General features: G+C 47.1%; 16 protein-coding genes. 8 read left to right on the top strand and 8 right to left on the bottom strand.

The window, feature by feature from the left end; genetic code table 11:
* Nucleotides 1–4: 4 nt before the first annotated feature.
* The 8 genes from TTER_RS04020 to TTER_RS03985 are packed head-to-tail and all read right to left on the bottom strand — an operon-like array spanning nt 5 to nt 9650.
* Nucleotides 5–685 (bottom strand): response regulator, encoded by a 681-nt coding sequence (locus tag TTER_RS04020; protein WP_012874751.1) that lies wholly within the window; start codon nt 683–685, stop codon nt 5–7.
* A gap of 19 nt (nt 686–704) precedes the next feature.
* A complete protein-coding gene (locus TTER_RS14605) occupies nt 705–1748 on the bottom strand; it encodes a sensor histidine kinase (protein ID WP_012874750.1) in 1044 nt (347 codons plus the stop codon).
* A 49-nt stretch (nt 1749–1797) separates the two neighbouring features.
* Nucleotides 1798–3990: a DNA translocase FtsK gene (locus TTER_RS04010; RefSeq protein WP_083768771.1), complete on the bottom strand. Its 2193-nt coding sequence runs from the start codon at nt 3988–3990 to the stop codon at nt 1798–1800.
* 25 nt (nt 3991–4015) lie between these two features.
* Nucleotides 4016–5677 carry a ribonuclease J gene (locus tag TTER_RS04005; protein ID WP_012874748.1) on the bottom strand — a complete coding sequence of 554 codons (1662 nt, stop codon included), beginning with the start codon at nt 5675–5677 and terminating at the stop codon, nt 4016–4018.
* A 44-nt stretch (nt 5678–5721) separates the two neighbouring features.
* Nucleotides 5722–6381, bottom strand: coding sequence for a uracil-DNA glycosylase (locus TTER_RS04000; RefSeq protein ID WP_012874747.1), 660 nt, complete (start codon nt 6379–6381; stop codon nt 5722–5724).
* 10 nt (nt 6382–6391) lie between these two features.
* Nucleotides 6392–7816 carry a phosphoglucomutase/phosphomannomutase family protein gene (locus TTER_RS03995; protein WP_012874746.1) on the bottom strand — a complete coding sequence of 475 codons (1425 nt, stop codon included), beginning with the start codon at nt 7814–7816 and terminating at the stop codon, nt 6392–6394.
* Nucleotides 7817–7841: 25 nt separating this feature from the next.
* Nucleotides 7842–9083 carry an adenosylhomocysteinase gene (locus TTER_RS03990; RefSeq protein ID WP_012874745.1) on the bottom strand — a complete coding sequence of 414 codons (1242 nt, stop codon included), beginning with the start codon at nt 9081–9083 and terminating at the stop codon, nt 7842–7844.
* Nucleotides 9084–9125: 42 nt separating this feature from the next.
* The gene (locus tag TTER_RS03985; RefSeq protein ID WP_012874744.1) at nt 9126–9650 is read right to left on the bottom strand and encodes an adenine phosphoribosyltransferase; all 525 of its coding nucleotides are present in this window, start codon (nt 9648–9650) and stop codon (nt 9126–9128) included.
* Between the two features lie 74 nt (nt 9651–9724).
* Here TTER_RS03985 and TTER_RS14600 point away from each other — a divergent pair, with 74 nt between their 5' ends.
* The 8 genes from TTER_RS14600 to TTER_RS03945 all read left to right on the top strand — a co-directional run bounded on the left by TTER_RS14600 (nt 9725) and on the right by TTER_RS03945 (nt 17430).
* Nucleotides 9725–10615 carry a DMT family transporter gene (locus tag TTER_RS14600; RefSeq protein WP_012874743.1) on the top strand — a complete coding sequence of 297 codons (891 nt, stop codon included), beginning with the start codon at nt 9725–9727 and terminating at the stop codon, nt 10613–10615.
* 94 nt (nt 10616–10709) lie between these two features.
* Nucleotides 10710–12110 carry a sigma-54-dependent transcriptional regulator gene (locus TTER_RS03975; protein WP_012874742.1) on the top strand — a complete coding sequence of 467 codons (1401 nt, stop codon included), beginning with the start codon at nt 10710–10712 and terminating at the stop codon, nt 12108–12110.
* Nucleotides 12111–12118: 8 nt separating this feature from the next.
* A complete protein-coding gene (locus TTER_RS03970; RefSeq protein ID WP_012874741.1) occupies nt 12119–12955 on the top strand; it encodes a response regulator in 837 nt (278 codons plus the stop codon).
* Between the two features lie 87 nt (nt 12956–13042).
* Nucleotides 13043–14128, top strand: a complete 1086-nt coding sequence (locus TTER_RS03965; RefSeq protein WP_012874740.1) for an isocitrate/isopropylmalate dehydrogenase family protein — start codon at nt 13043–13045, stop codon at nt 14126–14128.
* Nucleotides 14129–14207: 79 nt separating this feature from the next.
* Nucleotides 14208–14567 carry a succinate dehydrogenase, cytochrome b556 subunit gene (gene sdhC, locus TTER_RS03960; RefSeq protein ID WP_012874739.1) on the top strand — a complete coding sequence of 120 codons (360 nt, stop codon included), beginning with the start codon at nt 14208–14210 and terminating at the stop codon, nt 14565–14567.
* A 13-nt stretch (nt 14568–14580) separates the two neighbouring features.
* Nucleotides 14581–14961, top strand: coding sequence for a succinate dehydrogenase hydrophobic membrane anchor subunit (locus TTER_RS03955; protein WP_012874738.1), 381 nt, complete (start codon nt 14581–14583; stop codon nt 14959–14961).
* Nucleotides 14962–14972: 11 nt separating this feature from the next.
* Nucleotides 14973–16703 (top strand): succinate dehydrogenase flavoprotein subunit, encoded by a 1731-nt coding sequence (sdhA, locus tag TTER_RS03950; protein ID WP_012874737.1) that lies wholly within the window; start codon nt 14973–14975, stop codon nt 16701–16703.
* 28 nt (nt 16704–16731) lie between these two features.
* The gene (locus TTER_RS03945; protein WP_012874736.1) at nt 16732–17430 is read left to right on the top strand and encodes a succinate dehydrogenase iron-sulfur subunit; all 699 of its coding nucleotides are present in this window, start codon (nt 16732–16734) and stop codon (nt 17428–17430) included.
* Nucleotides 17431–17432: the final 2 nt, after the last annotated feature.

Below are 17432 nucleotides of genomic sequence, written 5' to 3'. Positions count from 1 at the left end.
AGTACTAAGTCTCGTCGTTTATCTTTATCCATCCCCTTTTTAGGGCGTAAATAACGGCCTGTGTGCGATCATTTACGGCAAGCTTGCGCAAGATGGATGTTATGTGATTCTTTACAGTCTGATCTGATATGGACATCTGGCGAGCAATTTCCTTGTTGCTCATTCCTCTAGCGATGCAGTCTAGGATCTCGACTTCTCTGCTAGTTAGCGGAGTGAATAAATTCTCTTCGTCTTCAAGCGCTGCCAGGTCTCGGAACTGCTTCAGAACTCGGGAGGCAACAAAAGGCTTGGTTATCAGGTTTTCGTTAATTATGTATTCTCCCTTACCGACTCGACGAATAATATCTACTAACCTATCGGGAGATGTGTCTTTAGTCACGTACGCAGCAGCTCCAGCCTTGATGGCATTGAATAGCTGTTCATCATCTTCATGCATAGTAAGAATAACCACTCCCACATTGGGATATCTTCTTCTTATAACTCTGGTCGCCTCAAGGCCATTAAGACCTTCCAGGTTTATGTCAACCACTACCACATCAGGGGAAAGCTTATCAACTAATCTTATTGCAGCCTGTCCGTCAGATGCCTCTCCAACTACCTCCAGGTCTGGGAAGTTAGAGAGCGCATGGGACACTCCTTGTCTAAATAAAGGATGGTCATCTACCAGTAGTACTTTGATGCCCATAATCCATGCCCCTGAAGACTCAATACCGAGCAGCCAAAACTTTAGATATGGGGAAGACAACACGAATTACGGTACCATCATCTATGGAAGACTTTATATCAAGAGTCCCTTGCAAGGCCTCGGCCCTTTCTTTCATGTTTCTAAGACCGTAGTGTTCACCCCGTTCACTTCTATCTTCGGGATCAAACCCTCTTCCGTTATCTGCTATTAGAAGCTCTACGCTCTCGTCACGCACTATACGTCCTTGAATCCTGACCTCGCTGGCAGAAGCATGCTTACGGGAGTTCTGCATAGCCTCCTGTATGATCCTAAACAGAGCGAATTTCTGCTCATCGTTGGTCAGTTTATCAATTGCCTCATCTATATCTATAGATACCTCAATGCCCTGTTGCTGATAATCCTCTGCATACTTACGTAAAGTAGCTATTATACCCTCTCTAGTCAGATCACTTGGGCGCAGATCGTATATAAATCTCCTGACTTCTTCCAGGCCTTGGCGCAAGGATAGTTTTATGCGATGTAATTCGCTCGGAAGGCTCTGAGGCCTGCGTTCAAGTAAACGCTCGCAATACTCTATGGCCATTATGGCATTGGCCATTACCTGGGCAGGGCCATCATGAACTTCCCTTGCAAGCCGGGAACGCTCCATCTCTTGTCCTTGCAAAACACGCATTAAGGTAAAGGCATCCTTAAAGCCAGAGTCCGTGTTGTCTTCTATAGTATCTGCGAGTGAGATTACCTGAATGAATCCATCTATCCTCTCCAGGACCTGCTTTAGCTTTGTGATCTCATCCCTGATAGATATTTCCGTCCGGCTTAAGGCCTCTAACCTTGTTTTCCACCTCTCACCATCTCTACCAGTTAGATCCTCACTGGCATACTGCAGATCATCCAGCAATATACGCAACTGGTCCAAATCCAGCTGCTTGGCATCCAGCAGGGACTTGACCCTTTGCCGCATCTCTCGGAGTTCCTCGAGAAACCTCTGGACTCTCTGAGAGAGCTGTAAAGCAGCTTGATCTGCTATTTGGCCATTGTCTTTTAGCTCTCTATCTTTGCTCATAACAAAGCTATATTCCTCATAACAGGATATATCTATGTCAAGTTACATTTCAACCTTCAGATGTTGCATCTATGACACCGTTATCCCTTAGAGCATCCATAAGCCTTGAGGCTCGGTTGTAGCCTATTCTCAATCTCCGCTGCAATAGGCTTGTAGAGACCTTGGTGGTGGAGTTTGCGATCTCAACGGCCTCCTGATACAGAGGGTCTTCAGCAGCATCTGTAGTCTTCTGAGTCTCTGCGTCAATAATCCTCCCTACCTCAGGATCATACTGTGCCGGCTGCACCTGTATCCAGTGCTTAACGACTGACTCTATCTCTACATCAGATACGTGCGTGCCCTGAACACGAATAGGCTTGGATGAATCCGGACCAAGGAAGAGCATATCACCACGTCCGAGCAGCCTCTCAGCTCCCGGCATATCAAGTATGACCCTAGAATCTATCTGAGAGCTAACTGCAAAAGCGATACGTGAAGGGAAATTAGCTTTTATAAGACCAGTAAGTACATCAACGGAAGGTCTCTGTGTAGCTATAACTAGGTGTATACCCACCGCCCTAGCCATTTGAGCTAGTCTACATATAAGCGCCTCAACCTCATCTGGAGCCACCATCATTAGGTCTGCCAACTCGTCGATTATAATCACAATTTGTGGCAGCTTAGGCTGATTATCGCTTTCAGCCCGCTTATTATAGGCATCTATATTACGAATACCCAACTCAGACAGGAGCTTGTAGCGCCTTTCCATCTCAGCGACGGCATACTTTAGCACGCCCACAACCTTGCTAGTATCGGTAACTACAGGCCAGAGTAAGTGTGGGATACCGTCATAGGTCTTCAGTTCTACCATCTTGGGATCTACCATCAGAAACCTCAGAGTATCTGGCGTATGTTGAAACAGCAGTCCGGTTATGATACTGTTCAGGCATACACTCTTGCCGGCTCCTGTAGCACCCGCTATCAACAGGTGGGGCATCTTAGCAAGGTCGCCCACTACTGGTCTACCAGTTACACCCCTACCAAGAGCGAGCTTGAGCTTTGCTTTAGAGTTCTGGAACTCCGAGGTATCCATTACATCCCTTAGCTTGACCGTTATAGACTGACTATTTGGAATCTCTATACCCACCCTCGGCTTGCCTGGTACTGGGGCTTCTATCCTTATAGACGAAGCTGCTAGAGCCAGGGCAAGATCATTCTGAAGGGATGTAATCTTACTAACTTTGGTGCCTCGGCCAGGCTCTAAGGCAAACTGAGTGACCGTAGGTCCTGGATTGATCTCCCTGACATAAGCCTCTACACCAAACGTACTTAGCGTATCCTCTATGATCTTTGCTTTTTGCATGGCATCTATTTCACTAATCTCAACCTGTTCAGAAGGCTCAAGCAGCTCTATAGGAGGTAGCGGACCACTACTAATATTCTGTGAGACAACAGGATCTTCCTTCTGAGGGAGGACTAGTTTGGGTATCTCCCTTATATCCCTCGGGACTTTCTTGGTGGTAGTGGGCTTGACATGATTGACAACTACTACAGGTTTCCTCCTGGACTTCATAAATTGAGCAAAGCGAACTAATACGGCACGGAAGCAGGATATGAGAAGCTTTGCAAGCTTAGAAATAAGCCTAGCTAACAACACAGAGCCTCTCACAGCTAGCTTAAGACAAAGGAAGAACCCATCTCGGATATTCCTGAGAGGAACGCCAAGGAGCAGTAAACCTATTAGGAGTCCTACAAGAACTAACGCCGCTGCCCCTACCCCCATGGCCTGCCAGAGAACATCTGCCAGGCTATTACCCCACACACCTCCTAATTGCAAGAACCCCAACGAGGTTAGCCCAGACACAGCTAGAAATAAGACGGCAGACAATCTCTTCACATCAACGTATTCCAGTAAGAGGCGTGGAGCAAATAGAGCCAGAACAGGCACACCTACGAACACAATTAGTACCAGGATCGATACTATACCCAGGTGCGAGAATAGCTCGCCTACAGCCCCAGATAATGAGCCTTCAACAGAAGTGTAATAGATCGCAGCAAGGCTTATTAGAATAAGCGACATGATGCCAAAGAGTCGTACCTGCGTGCTCGCAGGGTATCGTCCACTAGTCGGCGTCTGAGACAACCGATTTTTAGGTTGCGACGAAGACCTGCTAGATTTCGGAGTTCTAACCATAGTCTTGCTTGTAGACCGCTGGCTACCGGACTTAGCCTTTACCGGCTGTCTTTTGGTACTGGATGACACTCAAAAGCCCCCTTTTACCAATGGACTAGATCTCCATTACCACTGGTAAAATCATAGGGCGTCTACCGGTCCGTTTGTAGAGGAATTCGCCTAATATATCTTTGATTTTACGATGAGCCCAACTCCATTCTGGTGGGGGAGGACTTTCCTCTTGATGCCTGATACTGTTAGATACTAGCTCCTTGGCCTCTTCCAGCAAGTTATCATCCTCGCCTGCGTACAGAAAGCCCCTAGAGATAATATCTGGACCTGCCAGAATGCTACCGTCATTTCGATCGATACCTACCACGACTATCACCATACCATCTCTTGAAAGCAGCTTTCTATCTCTCAGCACCACATGGTCCACGTCACCGACAGATATGCCATCAACATACACCATGTTATTCGGATAAACCTCTACTATGCGGGCTTGCTCCTTACTGAACTCCATTATGGCTCCATTTTCAGGTATTAGGATGTGGTCCTCAGGAATGCCCACACTCATAGCGAGGCGCTTGTACATTACTAAGTGCCTCATCTCACCATGTACAGGAACAACATACTTTGGCCGTACAAGATTAAGCATGAGTCTCAACTCTTCCGAGCTGGCATGCCCTGAAACATGCACGGTATCTATGGCGCTATAGATGACGTCGGCGCCCAGTGCAAACAGGTTGTTGATTATTCTGGATACGGCTGTCTCGTTGCCAGGGATTGGAGTAGCCGAGATAATAACTGTATCTCCGGGCACTATCTTCACGTGGCGGTAGTCCTGGTTTGCAATGCGATTGAGTACGCTAGTGGGCTCTCCTTGACTACCCGTGACTATCAGCACAGATCTGTCTGCATCTTCCTTCCGCAGTTGATGCAGGGGAACGAGAGTACCATCTTTAGGATCCAGGTACCCTAGCTCTCTCGCCATAGCAACATTACTCTCAAGGCTCCTGCCGACAACTGCTACCTTGCGGCCATATTCGGCAGCAACGTTTATTATCTGCTGTACTCTAGCTATAAGGGATGCAAAGGTAGCTATAATGATCCTTCCTTTAGCTTCAGCAAATACTCTTCTGAAGGTATCACCTACAACCTGCTCGCTAGGTGTGTGGCCCTTAGTCTCAACATGCACACAGTCGGACAGAAGAGTAAGTACACCCCTTCGGCCTATTTGAGCTATAAGCCCGTAATTTGCTTGCTTGCCATCCACAGGCGTAGGATCAAACTTGAAATCACCTGTGTAAACAATAGTACCCACAGGGCATGTTATCGCTAGTCCCACTGCATCAGGGATGCTATGAGTAACATGGAACGGCTCTACAGTAAATTTACCTATCTTGACAACATCTCCGTCCTTATATGTTCTAAGGCGTGCAGACTGCAATAGGTTAGCTTCTTTTAGCTTTACCTCTATTAGCCCCCTAGTTAAGGGGGTGGCATATATGGGCGCATCTATATCACGGAGTATGTAGGGCAAAGCACCTATATGGTCTTCATGACCATGCGAAATACAATAAGCTACTATACGCTTACGAGACTTGAGTAAGTACTGGATATCGGGAATGAGTAGGTCCACGCCAAGCATATCCTCTTCGGGGAAGGCCAGACCACAATCCAGTAAAAGGATCTCATTCCCATATTCTACGGCAAGCATATTCTTGCCTACTTCACCTACACCGCCAAGGGGTATTACTCTGACACTGTCAGGCACTTCTAGATCCTTTCAGATACATATCTCTATGTTAGAATCTCTAATTAGAAAAGTTTCAGTTGTTCTAGAGATTCAGTATTATCATTGTCGTGATCATCCTGGTCTTCACCCTGCTTACTAGCACGAGCAGCAAGGGCCTCTTCTACTATCTTAGGTATCTTCTTGAAGTCGGAGATCGAGGTCTCTTTGAGCGCAGGTTGATGCAGAGCAGCAGCTGGATGGAACAAGGGAACCACGGTTAGATCCCCTATTCTTCTTGGCTGGCCGTGAATCCTAGAGATACGCTCATTAGGAAAATACCTGGCCATCGAATATCTTCCCAAGGTCACTATGACCGCAGGTTTGATAAGCTCGATCTGACGATCGAGATAACAGCTACACGCTTGTATCTCCTCAGGCAAAGGATCCCTATTCCCAGGAGGTCTACACTTGACCACATTAGTTATGAAGACATCCTCACGCCTGAGTCCAACTGATTGCAACAACTCGTTTAGAAAAGCACCAGCTGCCCCAACAAACGGCCTACCTTGTCTGTCCTCATTAAAACCAGGCCCTTCGCCAATGAACATTATTTGTGCGGAGGGATTACCCTCCCCAGGAACAGCATTGGTGCGCGTAGCACTAAGAGGACATTTAGTACACTTCCTTACTTCGCTAGCTATAAGCTCCAAAGAATCTTCTCTTGATTTTCCCTCAAGGTTCATAACAGCAATCCTATACTCCAGCTAGCTTGCGCCCCTCATTTAGCATTTGATCAAGCTTGTCAGGCGAATCAGTTTCGGTATAGATCCTTATAACAGGCTCCGTTCCAGAGAATCGTATTAGCAACCAAGTGTCGTTTTCAAGAGTGTACTTGAAGCCATCTTCAGTCTGGAACTTCACCACTTTTTGTCCAAGCAACGTTTCAGGAGGATTACTCCTAAGCCGCTCAATAATCTCAGAACGCTGCTCTGCTGGGAAGGTAAGATCAATTCTCTTATAGTACGACTTACCTACCTTCTCTTCTATCTGCTGTATTACCTTACTTAGAGGTAGTCCCAGATGCATGACAAGATCAAGGATCACCAGACCAGCCAAGGTCCCATCTCTCTCTGGAATGTGCCCCTTGAACCCAAATCCGCCGCTTTCCTCTCCTCCAAGTATGGCGTCGACCTCCATCATCTTGGGGCCAACGTACTTGAACCCTACCTGAGTCTCATAGACAGGAACATTGTAGAGAGCTCCAAGTCTATTGACCATATAGCTTTGAGATATGGTCTTGACCAAGGGGCCTCTTTGACCTCTGACCTCAAGCAGATAATAAGCTATGAGAGCGTATACTTTGAGCTGGTCGACAAACTCACCCCTCTCATCTACTATACCCACACGATCAGCATCACCGTCAGTAGCAATTCCCAGAGATGCACCAGCCTGAGGCACAGTTTCGCATAGCTTGCGGAGATTTAGAGCTATGGGCTCGGGAGCATGCATACCTGGGAATATGGGATTACGTTCGTTGTTTATCTCAACTACCTTCAGGTTTCCGCCGCTTAGCAGCTGGGGAAGATGTCCTATTCCAGCTCCAAACATAGCGTCGTAAACGACCGTTCCCTGGCGACCCTTGAGAGTCTCGACATCTACCAACTCGGATAGCCTCTTACGATATGCTGGCCCTACATCCTGCAGCTCCACTAATCCCTTGGACTTAGCCTCTTCAATGGGCATCCTCTGAACATCACCTGGCTGCAATCCTGCTAATTCAGCCTCTATCTTCGCTATAACTTCGGGTGAGGCCGAGCCGCCATAATCAGGTTTGTACTTAAACCCATTCCATATGCCCGGATTATGGCTCGCTGTTATTACGATACCCCCACGCAGATGCTGCTCTATAACCGCCAGAGATACCGCAGGAGTGGGAGTACATCTGTCGGTTAGCACGACTTTGATTCCGTTAGCTGCCAACACCTCTGCAGCAGCTTGAGCGAAGTACTCACTACCAAAGCGAGTGTCATAGCCGATGATGACAGGTGCGTTCCCACCTACATCCTTATTCAAGTACTGAGCAACCGCCTGCGAAACCAATCGTACGTTAGAAAACGTATAATCTTCGGCGATGACAGCACGCCAACCGTCGGTACCGAACTTAATGACACTGCTCATATTCGACTTTTCCTCCACATAGGTATTAGGTACCAGATCTCCATTCTGAAGCGTAGGCTAGCTGCTCTTCCGACAGTTTATCTATTGTAATGCCTAGAGACTCAAGCTTAGTCTGGGCCACGTTCCTGTCTATTTCCTCGGGAACGGAGAATACTTTGGGCTCCAAGCCAGAAGCATTGTTGACCAACCATTCGATCGAAAGCGCTTGATTAGCAAAGCTCATATCCATCACGGCTGCCGGATGTCCCTCAGCTGCAGAAAGGTTTAGAAGCCGGCCCTCTGCAAGCAAATAAATCTTCCTGCCATCTTTGAGCTCAAACTCCTCGACAAAATCTCTTCTCATCCTTCTAGCTACTGACAGCTTCTCTATGGCAGGAATATCTATCTCGTCATTGAAATGGCCCGAGTTCGCCAAGATAACTCCATCCTTGAGGTTTTGAACAGCTTCAGCGTTGACCGCATGAAGCCCTCCAGTAACCGTTACTATAACATCAGCAATCTTGGCAGCTTCAGTCATTGGCATAACACGGAAACCATCCATTACAGCCTCAAGGGCTTTTATGGGATCTACTTCAGTGACCACGACCTGGCAGCCCATACCTCTAGCCCTGCTGGCCAAACCCTTTCCACACCAACCATAACCCGCAACGACAAATACCTTTCCAGCCAGGAGGATATTCGTCGCCCTTAGAAGACCATCGATCGTACTCTGGCCAGTGCCATACCTGTTATCAAACAGGTGCTTAGTATAAGCCTCATTGACAGCTATGATGGGATACTTAAGTTGTTCATCAGCAGCCATAGCTTTGAGGCGAATAACCCCAGTGGTTGTTTCCTCAGTTCCCGCCCTTACATCGTCTATTATGTCCAATCGCTCAGTGTGCAAAGTTGTTACCAGGTCGGCACCATCATCCATGGTGATATTAGGATGTGTATCCAATACAGCTCTTATATGGCTATAGTAGGTATCCTCATCTTCACCCTTGATCGCAAACACAGATATACCCTTTTCAACAAGTGCTGCGGCAACATCATCCTGCGTTGAGAGTGGATTGCTCGCAGCAAGAGCTATCTCAGCTCCACCTCTCATAAGAGTGAGCATGAGATTAGCCGTCTCAGTAGTTACGTGTAGACAAGCAGCTATCTTCACTCCAGCCAGCGGCTTCTCACGATCAAACCTGTCAGCTATCCTAGAAAGCACTGGCATCTCACGAGCAGCCCAAGCTATACGGTCATGGCCCTTAGCTGCTAGAGACATGTCTTTCACGTCGTAATAAGTCGAAGTACTCAGTTTATTTGCCTCCTAAGACTAGTAAGTTATTATGGTTTCTATCCTGTAGTCCTTCAGCCTTTCTCTCCCTTTCAGGAAGGACAGCTCTACCAGGAAAGCTAACGCTACTATGTCCCCTTCTAACTTCTTTACAAGTTCTATAGTGGCACCCACCGTGCCACCAGTAGCTAGTAAGTCATCTACTATAAGAACCTTCTCTCCAGGCTCTATGGCATCCACATGTATCTCAACAAAGTTAGTGCCATATTCAAGGGTATATTCGGCTCTTATAGCTTTAGCGGGTAGCCTGCCCAACTTGCGAACAGGCACAAACCCAGCATTCAACAGGTAGGCTAGAGGAGCACCAAAGATAAAGCCTCTACTTTCTGCTGCTACGACCTTGTCTATATGGTCGTTAGCAAACCTCTCCGCCAGAAGGTCTATAGATTTCTTAAACGCGTCCTTATCTTTAAGAAGTGTGGTAATATCTTTGAACAATATCCCCTGCTTGGGAAAATCGGGGACGTCTCTTATCAACTTTGCTAGATCCTGATCTGAAGACACTTTTCTCCTCAAATTATGAAATGTAAACCTAGAAAGGATTATAGCGTATCTACTAACTATGTAGGTTAGAAGGTATGAAGCAAGGCACCAAGGATAGAACTAAACAGTTGTCAGGCATCGCCTTGGCTTTTGTTGCCGTGTCGATGTTCAGTACAAGTGCCGTACTCATAAGGGTAATCAAAGATATCAGCAGCATTGAGATAACCTTCTGGAGAATGCTTATAGCTGGTCTGTTAGTGTTAGGCGCAGCTTTGATATCGTCTCAACTATCTTTGAAGCACAACCCATTCAACTACCGCTTTCTTGCGTATGGGCTAGTAGCAGCAATGCACTTTTTCTTCTACATAGCGTCTCTTGAATATACTACCGTCTCCAACTCCCTAGCGCTCGTATATACCGCTCCAGTGTTTGTCGCCCTTTTTGCAGCACTGGCATTACACGAAAGCATCAACTGGAGGCAGTGGCTAGGTATCTGCATAGTAGTCGTGGGAGTAATGATATTTTCTGGCTTTGACCTGGGGCTTGATAAGAGCAGGTTGATAGGCAACTTCTTGGCTATCCTATCAGCAGCGGCATTTGGAGTCTACTCAGTTATGGGGAGAGGGGAAAGAAATAAATATCCTCTCCTGGTATATGCTGGGGGCACTTACTTGACGGCATCATTGTGGCTACTGCCTCTAGCAGCACACTCAATGATCAACAGTTCCTACAGTATGACCAATATCATTGCCCTTCTAGCCCTCGCCATCGTACCTCTCGGTATGGGACATACACTCTACAACGCGGCTCTCAGGAGGATACACGCTGCACATGCTAACGTTCTATCGACGCTGGAGGTGCCCGGGGGAACCCTTCTAGCATGGCTGTTTGTAAAGGAACCAGTAACCTTACGAGATATGATTGGGATGTTCATAATACTATTCGGAGTCCTTACCGTTATACTCACAGCCGATCGTACACCCTAATTGCAGCTAAGCTGATAATTAGCATATAATTTTTGCCGTAGGGAACTTTTTATTTCGGATGACAACTTTTGGAGATTCCCACAGGAGTAGTCAATTGGCGGAAAATAATCGCCATATTCTAGTAGCTGACGATGACCCTTCTATTAGAACGATACTGAGAGACCTGTTGGAAGATGAAGGTTACCAGGTCTCGATAGCCCTGGATGGAGAACAAGTAATAGATCAGGTCCAGCAGTCTTCCCCTGACCTAATATTGATGGACGTGCGCATGCCTAAGATCGATGGTATCGAGGTCCTCAAGCAACTCAGGGCCAGAGGGATGAACGTCCCTATGATCGTGATGACAGCTTTCGGTAATTCCAGCACTACCATCAAGGCCATGCAACTTGGTGCTTGGGACTATATTACAAAGCCTTTCGATCTCGATGATATAACAAGGACTATCAACAGGTTCTTTGAACAACAAAAGCTATCAACCAAGGTCAGAGGAAGAGCAGAAGAGGCCGTAGCCCCAGACAAGACCTCCAGGATTATAGGCAATAGCCCCGTGATGCAAGAGGTTTATAAAACCATAGGACTGGTAGCTGCTTCTGATGCTACAGTCCTTATAACGGGAGAAACAGGAACAGGGAAAGAGCTGGTTGCGGAGACCATACATTACAACTCGACCTTCAGCCAAGGACCTTTAGTCAAGGTCAACTGCGCAGCATTACCAGAGACCCTACTAGAAAGTGAACTTTTTGGACACGAAAAGGGCAGCTTTACGGGTGCAGACAGGCAGAGGAAAGGTAGGTTCGAGCTTGCTCACAAAGGCACTATATTCCTTGATGAGATAGGAGAAATGACACTTGGCACCCAGAGGAAGCTGTTGAGGGTCCTTCAGGAGAGGGAGTTCGAGCGAGTCGGCGGTTCCTCTACCATCAAAGTAGACACCAGGGTGATAGCTGCCACCAACAAGAAGCTAGAGGAAGAGGTTGCAGCTGGTAAATTCCGTGAAGATCTCTTCTATAGACTGAACGTCATTCACATACACCTGCCTCCACTAAGAGAACGCAAGGAAGATATTCCACTGCTAGTAGACTACTTCCTTCAGAAGCACAGGTACCATAAGGACGGGCCTCCCGCGAGCATATCGGAAGAGGCTATAAAGGTATTGATGGAGCACGATTGGCCAGGTAATGTTAGAGAGCTTGAAAACACTATCGAGAGAGCCGTCATACTTGCTCAGGGAGGAGTAATAACTACTCACCATCTTGTATTCAGCCAGATTAGGACTGGCAGAAATATAGACCTGAGTGAGGTCATAGATAAGACTCGCTCTCTCGATGAGGCTATGCGGATAATAGAGTCGAAGATCATACTCGAAGCATTAGAGAAAGCCAAAGGTGATCATGCCTTGGCGGCAGAGATACTGGACATTAGTGAGTCCGAACTCAAAAGGAAGCTAAGGACGGCCGACAAGTATAGAAGGGAAGAGCAATTAGCAGCTCAGTAAGGTACGTAATGAGTAGAATCTTAGTTGTAGATGATGAACCGGCACTACTAGATCTGTTGAAAGAGCATCTAACCATGGAGGGATATACGGTAGATACCGCTCCCTCAGGTGAGTATGCCCTCGATCTTATGAGGATACGTCCACCTGATCTTGTCATCCTGGATATCATGCTCCCGGGCATAGACGGGTACGAAGTCTGTACCAGGATGCAAGCCGATCCCAAGCTACAAGATATCCCTGTAATAATGCTGACTGCTAAGAGTCTAACCTCTGATCTGGTAGCCGGCTATGAGAGCGGTGCGGAAGACTACGTTACAAAGCCCTTTGATATCGATGAGCTACTTATCAGAATAAGAGCCAGACTATATCACCTTTATAGTGAGAAGATATCAGATCTAACCGGTCTTCCGGGAAAGAGAGCAATAGAGGAAGAGATCGATAAGCGTATCAGACCCGGAACAGACTGGAAAGTTGTGAGCATCACTATTTCCAATTTTAGGATCTATAATGAAGCCTACTCATTTAGCGAGGGTGACAATCTCATAAGAACAGCCTCCGAGTGCCTTCAAAAAGCTGTAAATAACTGTGAACCCTCAGATGGTTTTCTAGGGCATGTAGGTGGCCCACAGTTTGTTGCTATTGTGAAGCAAGATAACGTAGAAGCACTCAAAAGACAGGCAAAGCAATCCTTTCAGGATGCTGTACAGACACTGCTCTCTAACAAGGACAAAGAGAGGGGCTACATTATAGCGCTCGACAGAGACGGCGTAGCCAAGAAGTGGGAGTTTCCAAACCTTAACTTCAGCTTGGACGAAAAGATCTCCTTAGACTCAGAATCAGAGTAGAATGCGCTATGGAGCCTATTTCAGAGGCTCCATAATTTTTTGTAGAAGTACAAACGATTCTAAATTACTAAGTCGTGGAGGTAGTCAGTGACCTATAGAATCACCCTAATACCAGGAGATGGCATTGGGCCAGAGCTTACTGAGGCCACCAAGATGGTTTTGGAAGCCACTGGAGTTCCGTTCGAGTGGGATATTCAGCAGGCAGGAGAGAATGTTATAGCAGCCGAGGGTACTCCACTACCCCAGAGGGTTATAGACAGCATAAAGAAGAATAAAGTAGCACTAAAGGGACCTATAACGACTCCAGTCGGTACGGGCTTCCGCAGCGTAAACGTTGCCTTAAGGAAGGCTCTAAATCTATATGCTAACCTTCGCCCTTGCAAAACCTACAAGGGAGTCCAATCCAGGTATGAGAACATTGACTTAGTGGTAGTTAGAGAGAACACGGAAGATCTGTACAGCGGTATCGAGTTTGAGAGAGGAACTCAGGAGGCCAAGGAAGCGACAGAATTCCTTTCTAAGCTATCCTCTGCCAAGATTCCAGACGAGAGCGGGATAGGAATAAAGTTTATCTCGGTAGAGGGGACGAGAAGAATAGCGCGTTTTGCCTTCGAATACGCACGACAAAATGGCAGAAAGAAAGTCTCTATAGTGCATAAAGCCAACATAATGAAATACACCGATGGACTCTTCCTTGAGATCGCCCGCGAGGTAGCCAAAGAGTATCCTGAGATTGAATGTAACGATGTCATAGTCGACAACATGTGCATGCAGTTGGTCCAGAAGCCTGAACTCTACGATGTGCTCCTATGCCCCAATCTATATGGAGATATAATTTCAGATCTATGCGCTGGACTGGTAGGTGGACTCGGAGTAGCACCGGGAGCCAACATAGGAGAGGACGGTGCTCTATTTGAGCCAATACATGGTAGTGCGCCCAAATATGCAGGGCAGAACAAAGCCAACCCCATGGCAATGATGCTATCTGGTGTCATGATGCTTAGGCATCTAGGTGAACGTGACGCTGCAGATAAGCTTGAGCGAGCCATAGCTGAGGTGATCGCAGAGGGTAAGACCGTAACCTATGATTTACTTCCCATGGATCAGCGTGATAGGGCTTCAGGCACCAGCGAAGTAGCTAGGGCTATAGTGGAGAAGCTACAGAAAATGTAGGAACAGTTGTCTAACTCCCAAGTCGCATCTATAATGCCCATGGTTGGATCATCTTCTACCAGCAGGAGGCAGTTGACAGATGTACCGTGGTCGAGAGGGTATGTGGGCATGGATCTTTCATAGAATCAGCGGTGTTGGGGTTCTACTGTTCCTGTTCATACATATAGTGGACACGGCGCTGATTGGGTGGGGACCAAAATACTACGATGCCATAACTCGTATATATCACGAGTGGGCAATCATGAGATTTCTCCAGTTCGTACTTATAGCGGGTGTACTTTATCATGCATTCAACGGGGTAAGAATCATAATTATAGATTTCTGGCCATCCGGCTATAAGTATCAGAAGCAGATGTTTTATGCGGCCTTAGGTCTGACTATCGTATGCCTGATCCCCACGGGGATCTTGCTACTTGGGCCAATATTCTTCAAGGCTTAGAGAGGGGCTATGTATGTACGATAGACGAAGGGCAGAGAGGCCGACAGGCACCTTCGAGCTTTGGTCTTGGTATTACTTCAGGATTTCAGGCGTGCTTCTTCTGTTTCTGGCACTAGGGCATGTGTACATCATGCATATAGCCACTCCTGTTGAGCAGATAAACTATGCTTTCGTGGCAGCTAGATATGCAACTCCATTCTGGAGGACTTACGATCTAGTATTGTTGCTATTGGCTATGAGTCATGGAGTCAACGGTATAAGAGTAATAATCCACGACTACATCAGATCCCGCAGCTGGCGGTTGTTTGCGCTATCAGCCCTTTACTCCATATCTCTCATATTCACGGTTCTCGGAGCGTTGGTAATACTAACCTTCCAACCTCAGACTAGCTAAGGAGACTTGAGGTGTATCATAGGTACGATGCAGTGATAGTTGGTGCCGGTGGCGCCGGCTTGATGGCAGCATTGCAGCTAGCTCAAAACCCCAATATACGAACAGCGGTCATCAGTAAACTTTACCCCACTCGGTCTCATACTGGAGCTGCACAAGGTGGTATAGGTGCAGCTCTAGGGAACCTAGAAGAGGATCACTGGGAATGGCATATGTTTGACACCATCAAGGGTGGGGACTACCTGGTGGATCAAGATGCTGCCGAGATCCTAGCTAGAGAGGCTATAGAAGGTGTTTACGAGCTTGAACATTACGGACTGCCCTTCAGTCGCACACCAGACGGCAAGATAGACCAACGCAGGTTCGGTGGTCATACCAGAAACTTTGGGGAAGGGCCAGTACGCAGGTCTTGCTTTGCGGCAGACCGCACGGGACATATGATCCTTCAGACCTTATATCAGCAATGTATTAAGCACGATGTTCACTTCTTTTCTGAGTTCCAACTATTAGATTTAATCTTTCAGGACGATGCATGTTGCGGAGTAGTTGCACTTAACATACAGGACGGTGAGATCCATGTCTTCCACTCGAAAGCCGTGCTGCTCGCGGTAGGAGGATATGGACGAGCGTGGAAGATTACCAGCAATGCTCTGGCCTGTACTGGAGACGGAGTCGCAATAGTCTACAGGCACGGGTTGCCCCTTGAAGATATGGAGATGTACCAGTTCCATCCCACAGGGGTATATAAACTAGGAATCCTGCTTACCGAGGGTGCTAGAGGAGAAGGTGGAATACTTCGTAACAATCTAGGGGAGAGGTTTATGGAGCGTTATGCCCCTACGCTCCTAGATCTAGCACCTAGAGATATGGTCTCCAGATGCATCTATCAAGAGATAAAAGAAGGACGAGGAATAGACGGCAAAGACTATGTCCATCTAGACCTAACTCATGTGGGTGCCGAGGTAATAGAGAAGAGGTTACCAGATCTGGCTGAATTCGTAAAAGTTTATCTCGGAATCGATCCCGTTCATCAGCCTATCCCCATACAACCTACAGCACACTATGCCATGGGGGGTATTCCTACCGATGTCGATGGGAGAGTGCTCAAGGATGAGTATAACACCCCGGTTCATGGGCTATACGCTGCTGGTGAGTGTGCATGTGTATCCGTCCATGGTGCAAATAGGCTAGGCACGAATTCACTAGTAGATTTGATAGTATTTGGGCGTAGATCTGGAAAGCATATGGCAAAGTTCGTATGTGAGAACGATTTGTTAACCTTACCCCCTAAGCCAGACGCACCAGCTAGAGAGCAGATCTCAGAACTCCTCTCAAGGAAGCATGGTGAATCTCCAGCCCGTATCCGGGACCAGCTCAGGGAAGAGATGATGGATAAGGTTTCTGTGGTACGCAACGCCAAAGGTCTGTTGCAAGCAAGGGAATGCATCCAGGAGCTTAAGGAGCGTTATCAACATGTTGCGCTTCAGGACAGACAAACCTGGTTCAATTCAGAACTGACTGAAACCTTGGAGTTGGGATCACTGCTGGACATTTCTGAGGCAGTTATAGAATGTGCACTGGCTCGCGAAGAGAGCCGTGGCGCCCATTACAGGGAGGACTTCCCAAAGAGGGATGATGCACGCTTCTTGAAGCATACTTTAATCTGGAACAAAGACGGTAATAAGGAGATAAAGTATAAGCCAGTAACCATAACTAAGTTCCAGCCTCAGGAGAGAAAGTACTAGAGGAATAGACATCATAGAGGATAAGACTATGCTAGTAACTTGCAAGATCAGGCGCTATAACCCGCAGACAGACCAGAAGCCTTACTATGCTACATATGAGGTAGAAGCGGAGCCTACAGACAGGGTGCTTGATGTACTAAACCATATCAAGTGGTATCAGGATGGTACCCTGACTTTCCGCAGATCTTGCGCTCATGGTGTATGTGGCTCTGATGCAATGAGAATAAATGGTGTAAACAGGCTAGCATGTAAGGTGTTGGTCAGGGATATAGGTCAAAGGATGACGATAGAGCCATTGCTTGGGTTCAGGGTGATTCGCGATTTAGTGGTAGATCTTGAACCATTCTTTGAAAAATACAAGGCAATAATGCCCTATCTAATAAATGACGAAGAACCTCCTGAGAGGGAACGACTACAGTCTCCTGAGGAGAGGGAGCTCTACGACGATACAACTAAGTGCATACTCTGCGCCGCATGTACTACCGCTTGTCCGCCATTCTGGTCTAATCCCGACTTTCTAGGTCCAGCAGCACTGGTTAATGCGCATAGATTCATATTCGACAGCAGAGACAAGGGGTTTGAGCAGAGGATGGCCATGCTTAACGATGTAGATGGCGTATGGCGCTGTAGAACAGTCTTCAACTGCACAGACGCCTGCCCCAGGGGTATACAGGTCACTAATGCTATAGAGGAAATTAAGAGAAAACTCCTATATGATAGGTCATGAGA

This window comes from Thermobaculum terrenum ATCC BAA-798 (assembly GCF_000025005.1).
Lineage (GTDB): Bacteria > Chloroflexota > Chloroflexia > Thermobaculales > Thermobaculaceae > Thermobaculum > Thermobaculum terrenum.
The sequence above is the reverse complement of the archived record's forward strand: the minus strand, read 5'-3'. Positions and strand labels throughout refer to the sequence as shown.

What these genes read in the sequence shown, in the direction of transcription:
- TTER_RS03955 (WP_012874738.1), top strand. Translation starts at nt 14,581, where the DNA reads ATGTACGATAGACGAAGGGCAGAGAGGCCGACAGGCACCTTCGAGCTT.
- TTER_RS03995 (WP_012874746.1), bottom strand. Translation starts at nt 7,816, where the DNA reads ATGAGCAGTGTCATTAAGTTCGGTACCGACGGTTGGCGTGCTGTCATC.
- TTER_RS03970 (WP_012874741.1), top strand. Translation starts at nt 12,119, where the DNA reads ATGAGTAGAATCTTAGTTGTAGATGATGAACCGGCACTACTAGATCTG.
- TTER_RS03945 (WP_012874736.1), top strand. Translation starts at nt 16,732, where the DNA reads ATGCTAGTAACTTGCAAGATCAGGCGCTATAACCCGCAGACAGACCAG.
- TTER_RS04020 (WP_012874751.1), bottom strand. Translation starts at nt 685, where the DNA reads ATGGGCATCAAAGTACTACTGGTAGATGACCATCCTTTATTTAGACAA.
- TTER_RS14600 (WP_012874743.1), top strand. Translation starts at nt 9,725, where the DNA reads ATGAAGCAAGGCACCAAGGATAGAACTAAACAGTTGTCAGGCATCGCC.
- TTER_RS14605 (WP_012874750.1), bottom strand. Translation starts at nt 1,748, where the DNA reads ATGAGCAAAGATAGAGAGCTAAAAGACAATGGCCAAATAGCAGATCAA.
- sdhC (WP_012874739.1), top strand. Translation starts at nt 14,208, where the DNA reads ATGTACCGTGGTCGAGAGGGTATGTGGGCATGGATCTTTCATAGAATC.
- TTER_RS04000 (WP_012874747.1), bottom strand. Translation starts at nt 6,381, where the DNA reads ATGAACCTTGAGGGAAAATCAAGAGAAGATTCTTTGGAGCTTATAGCT.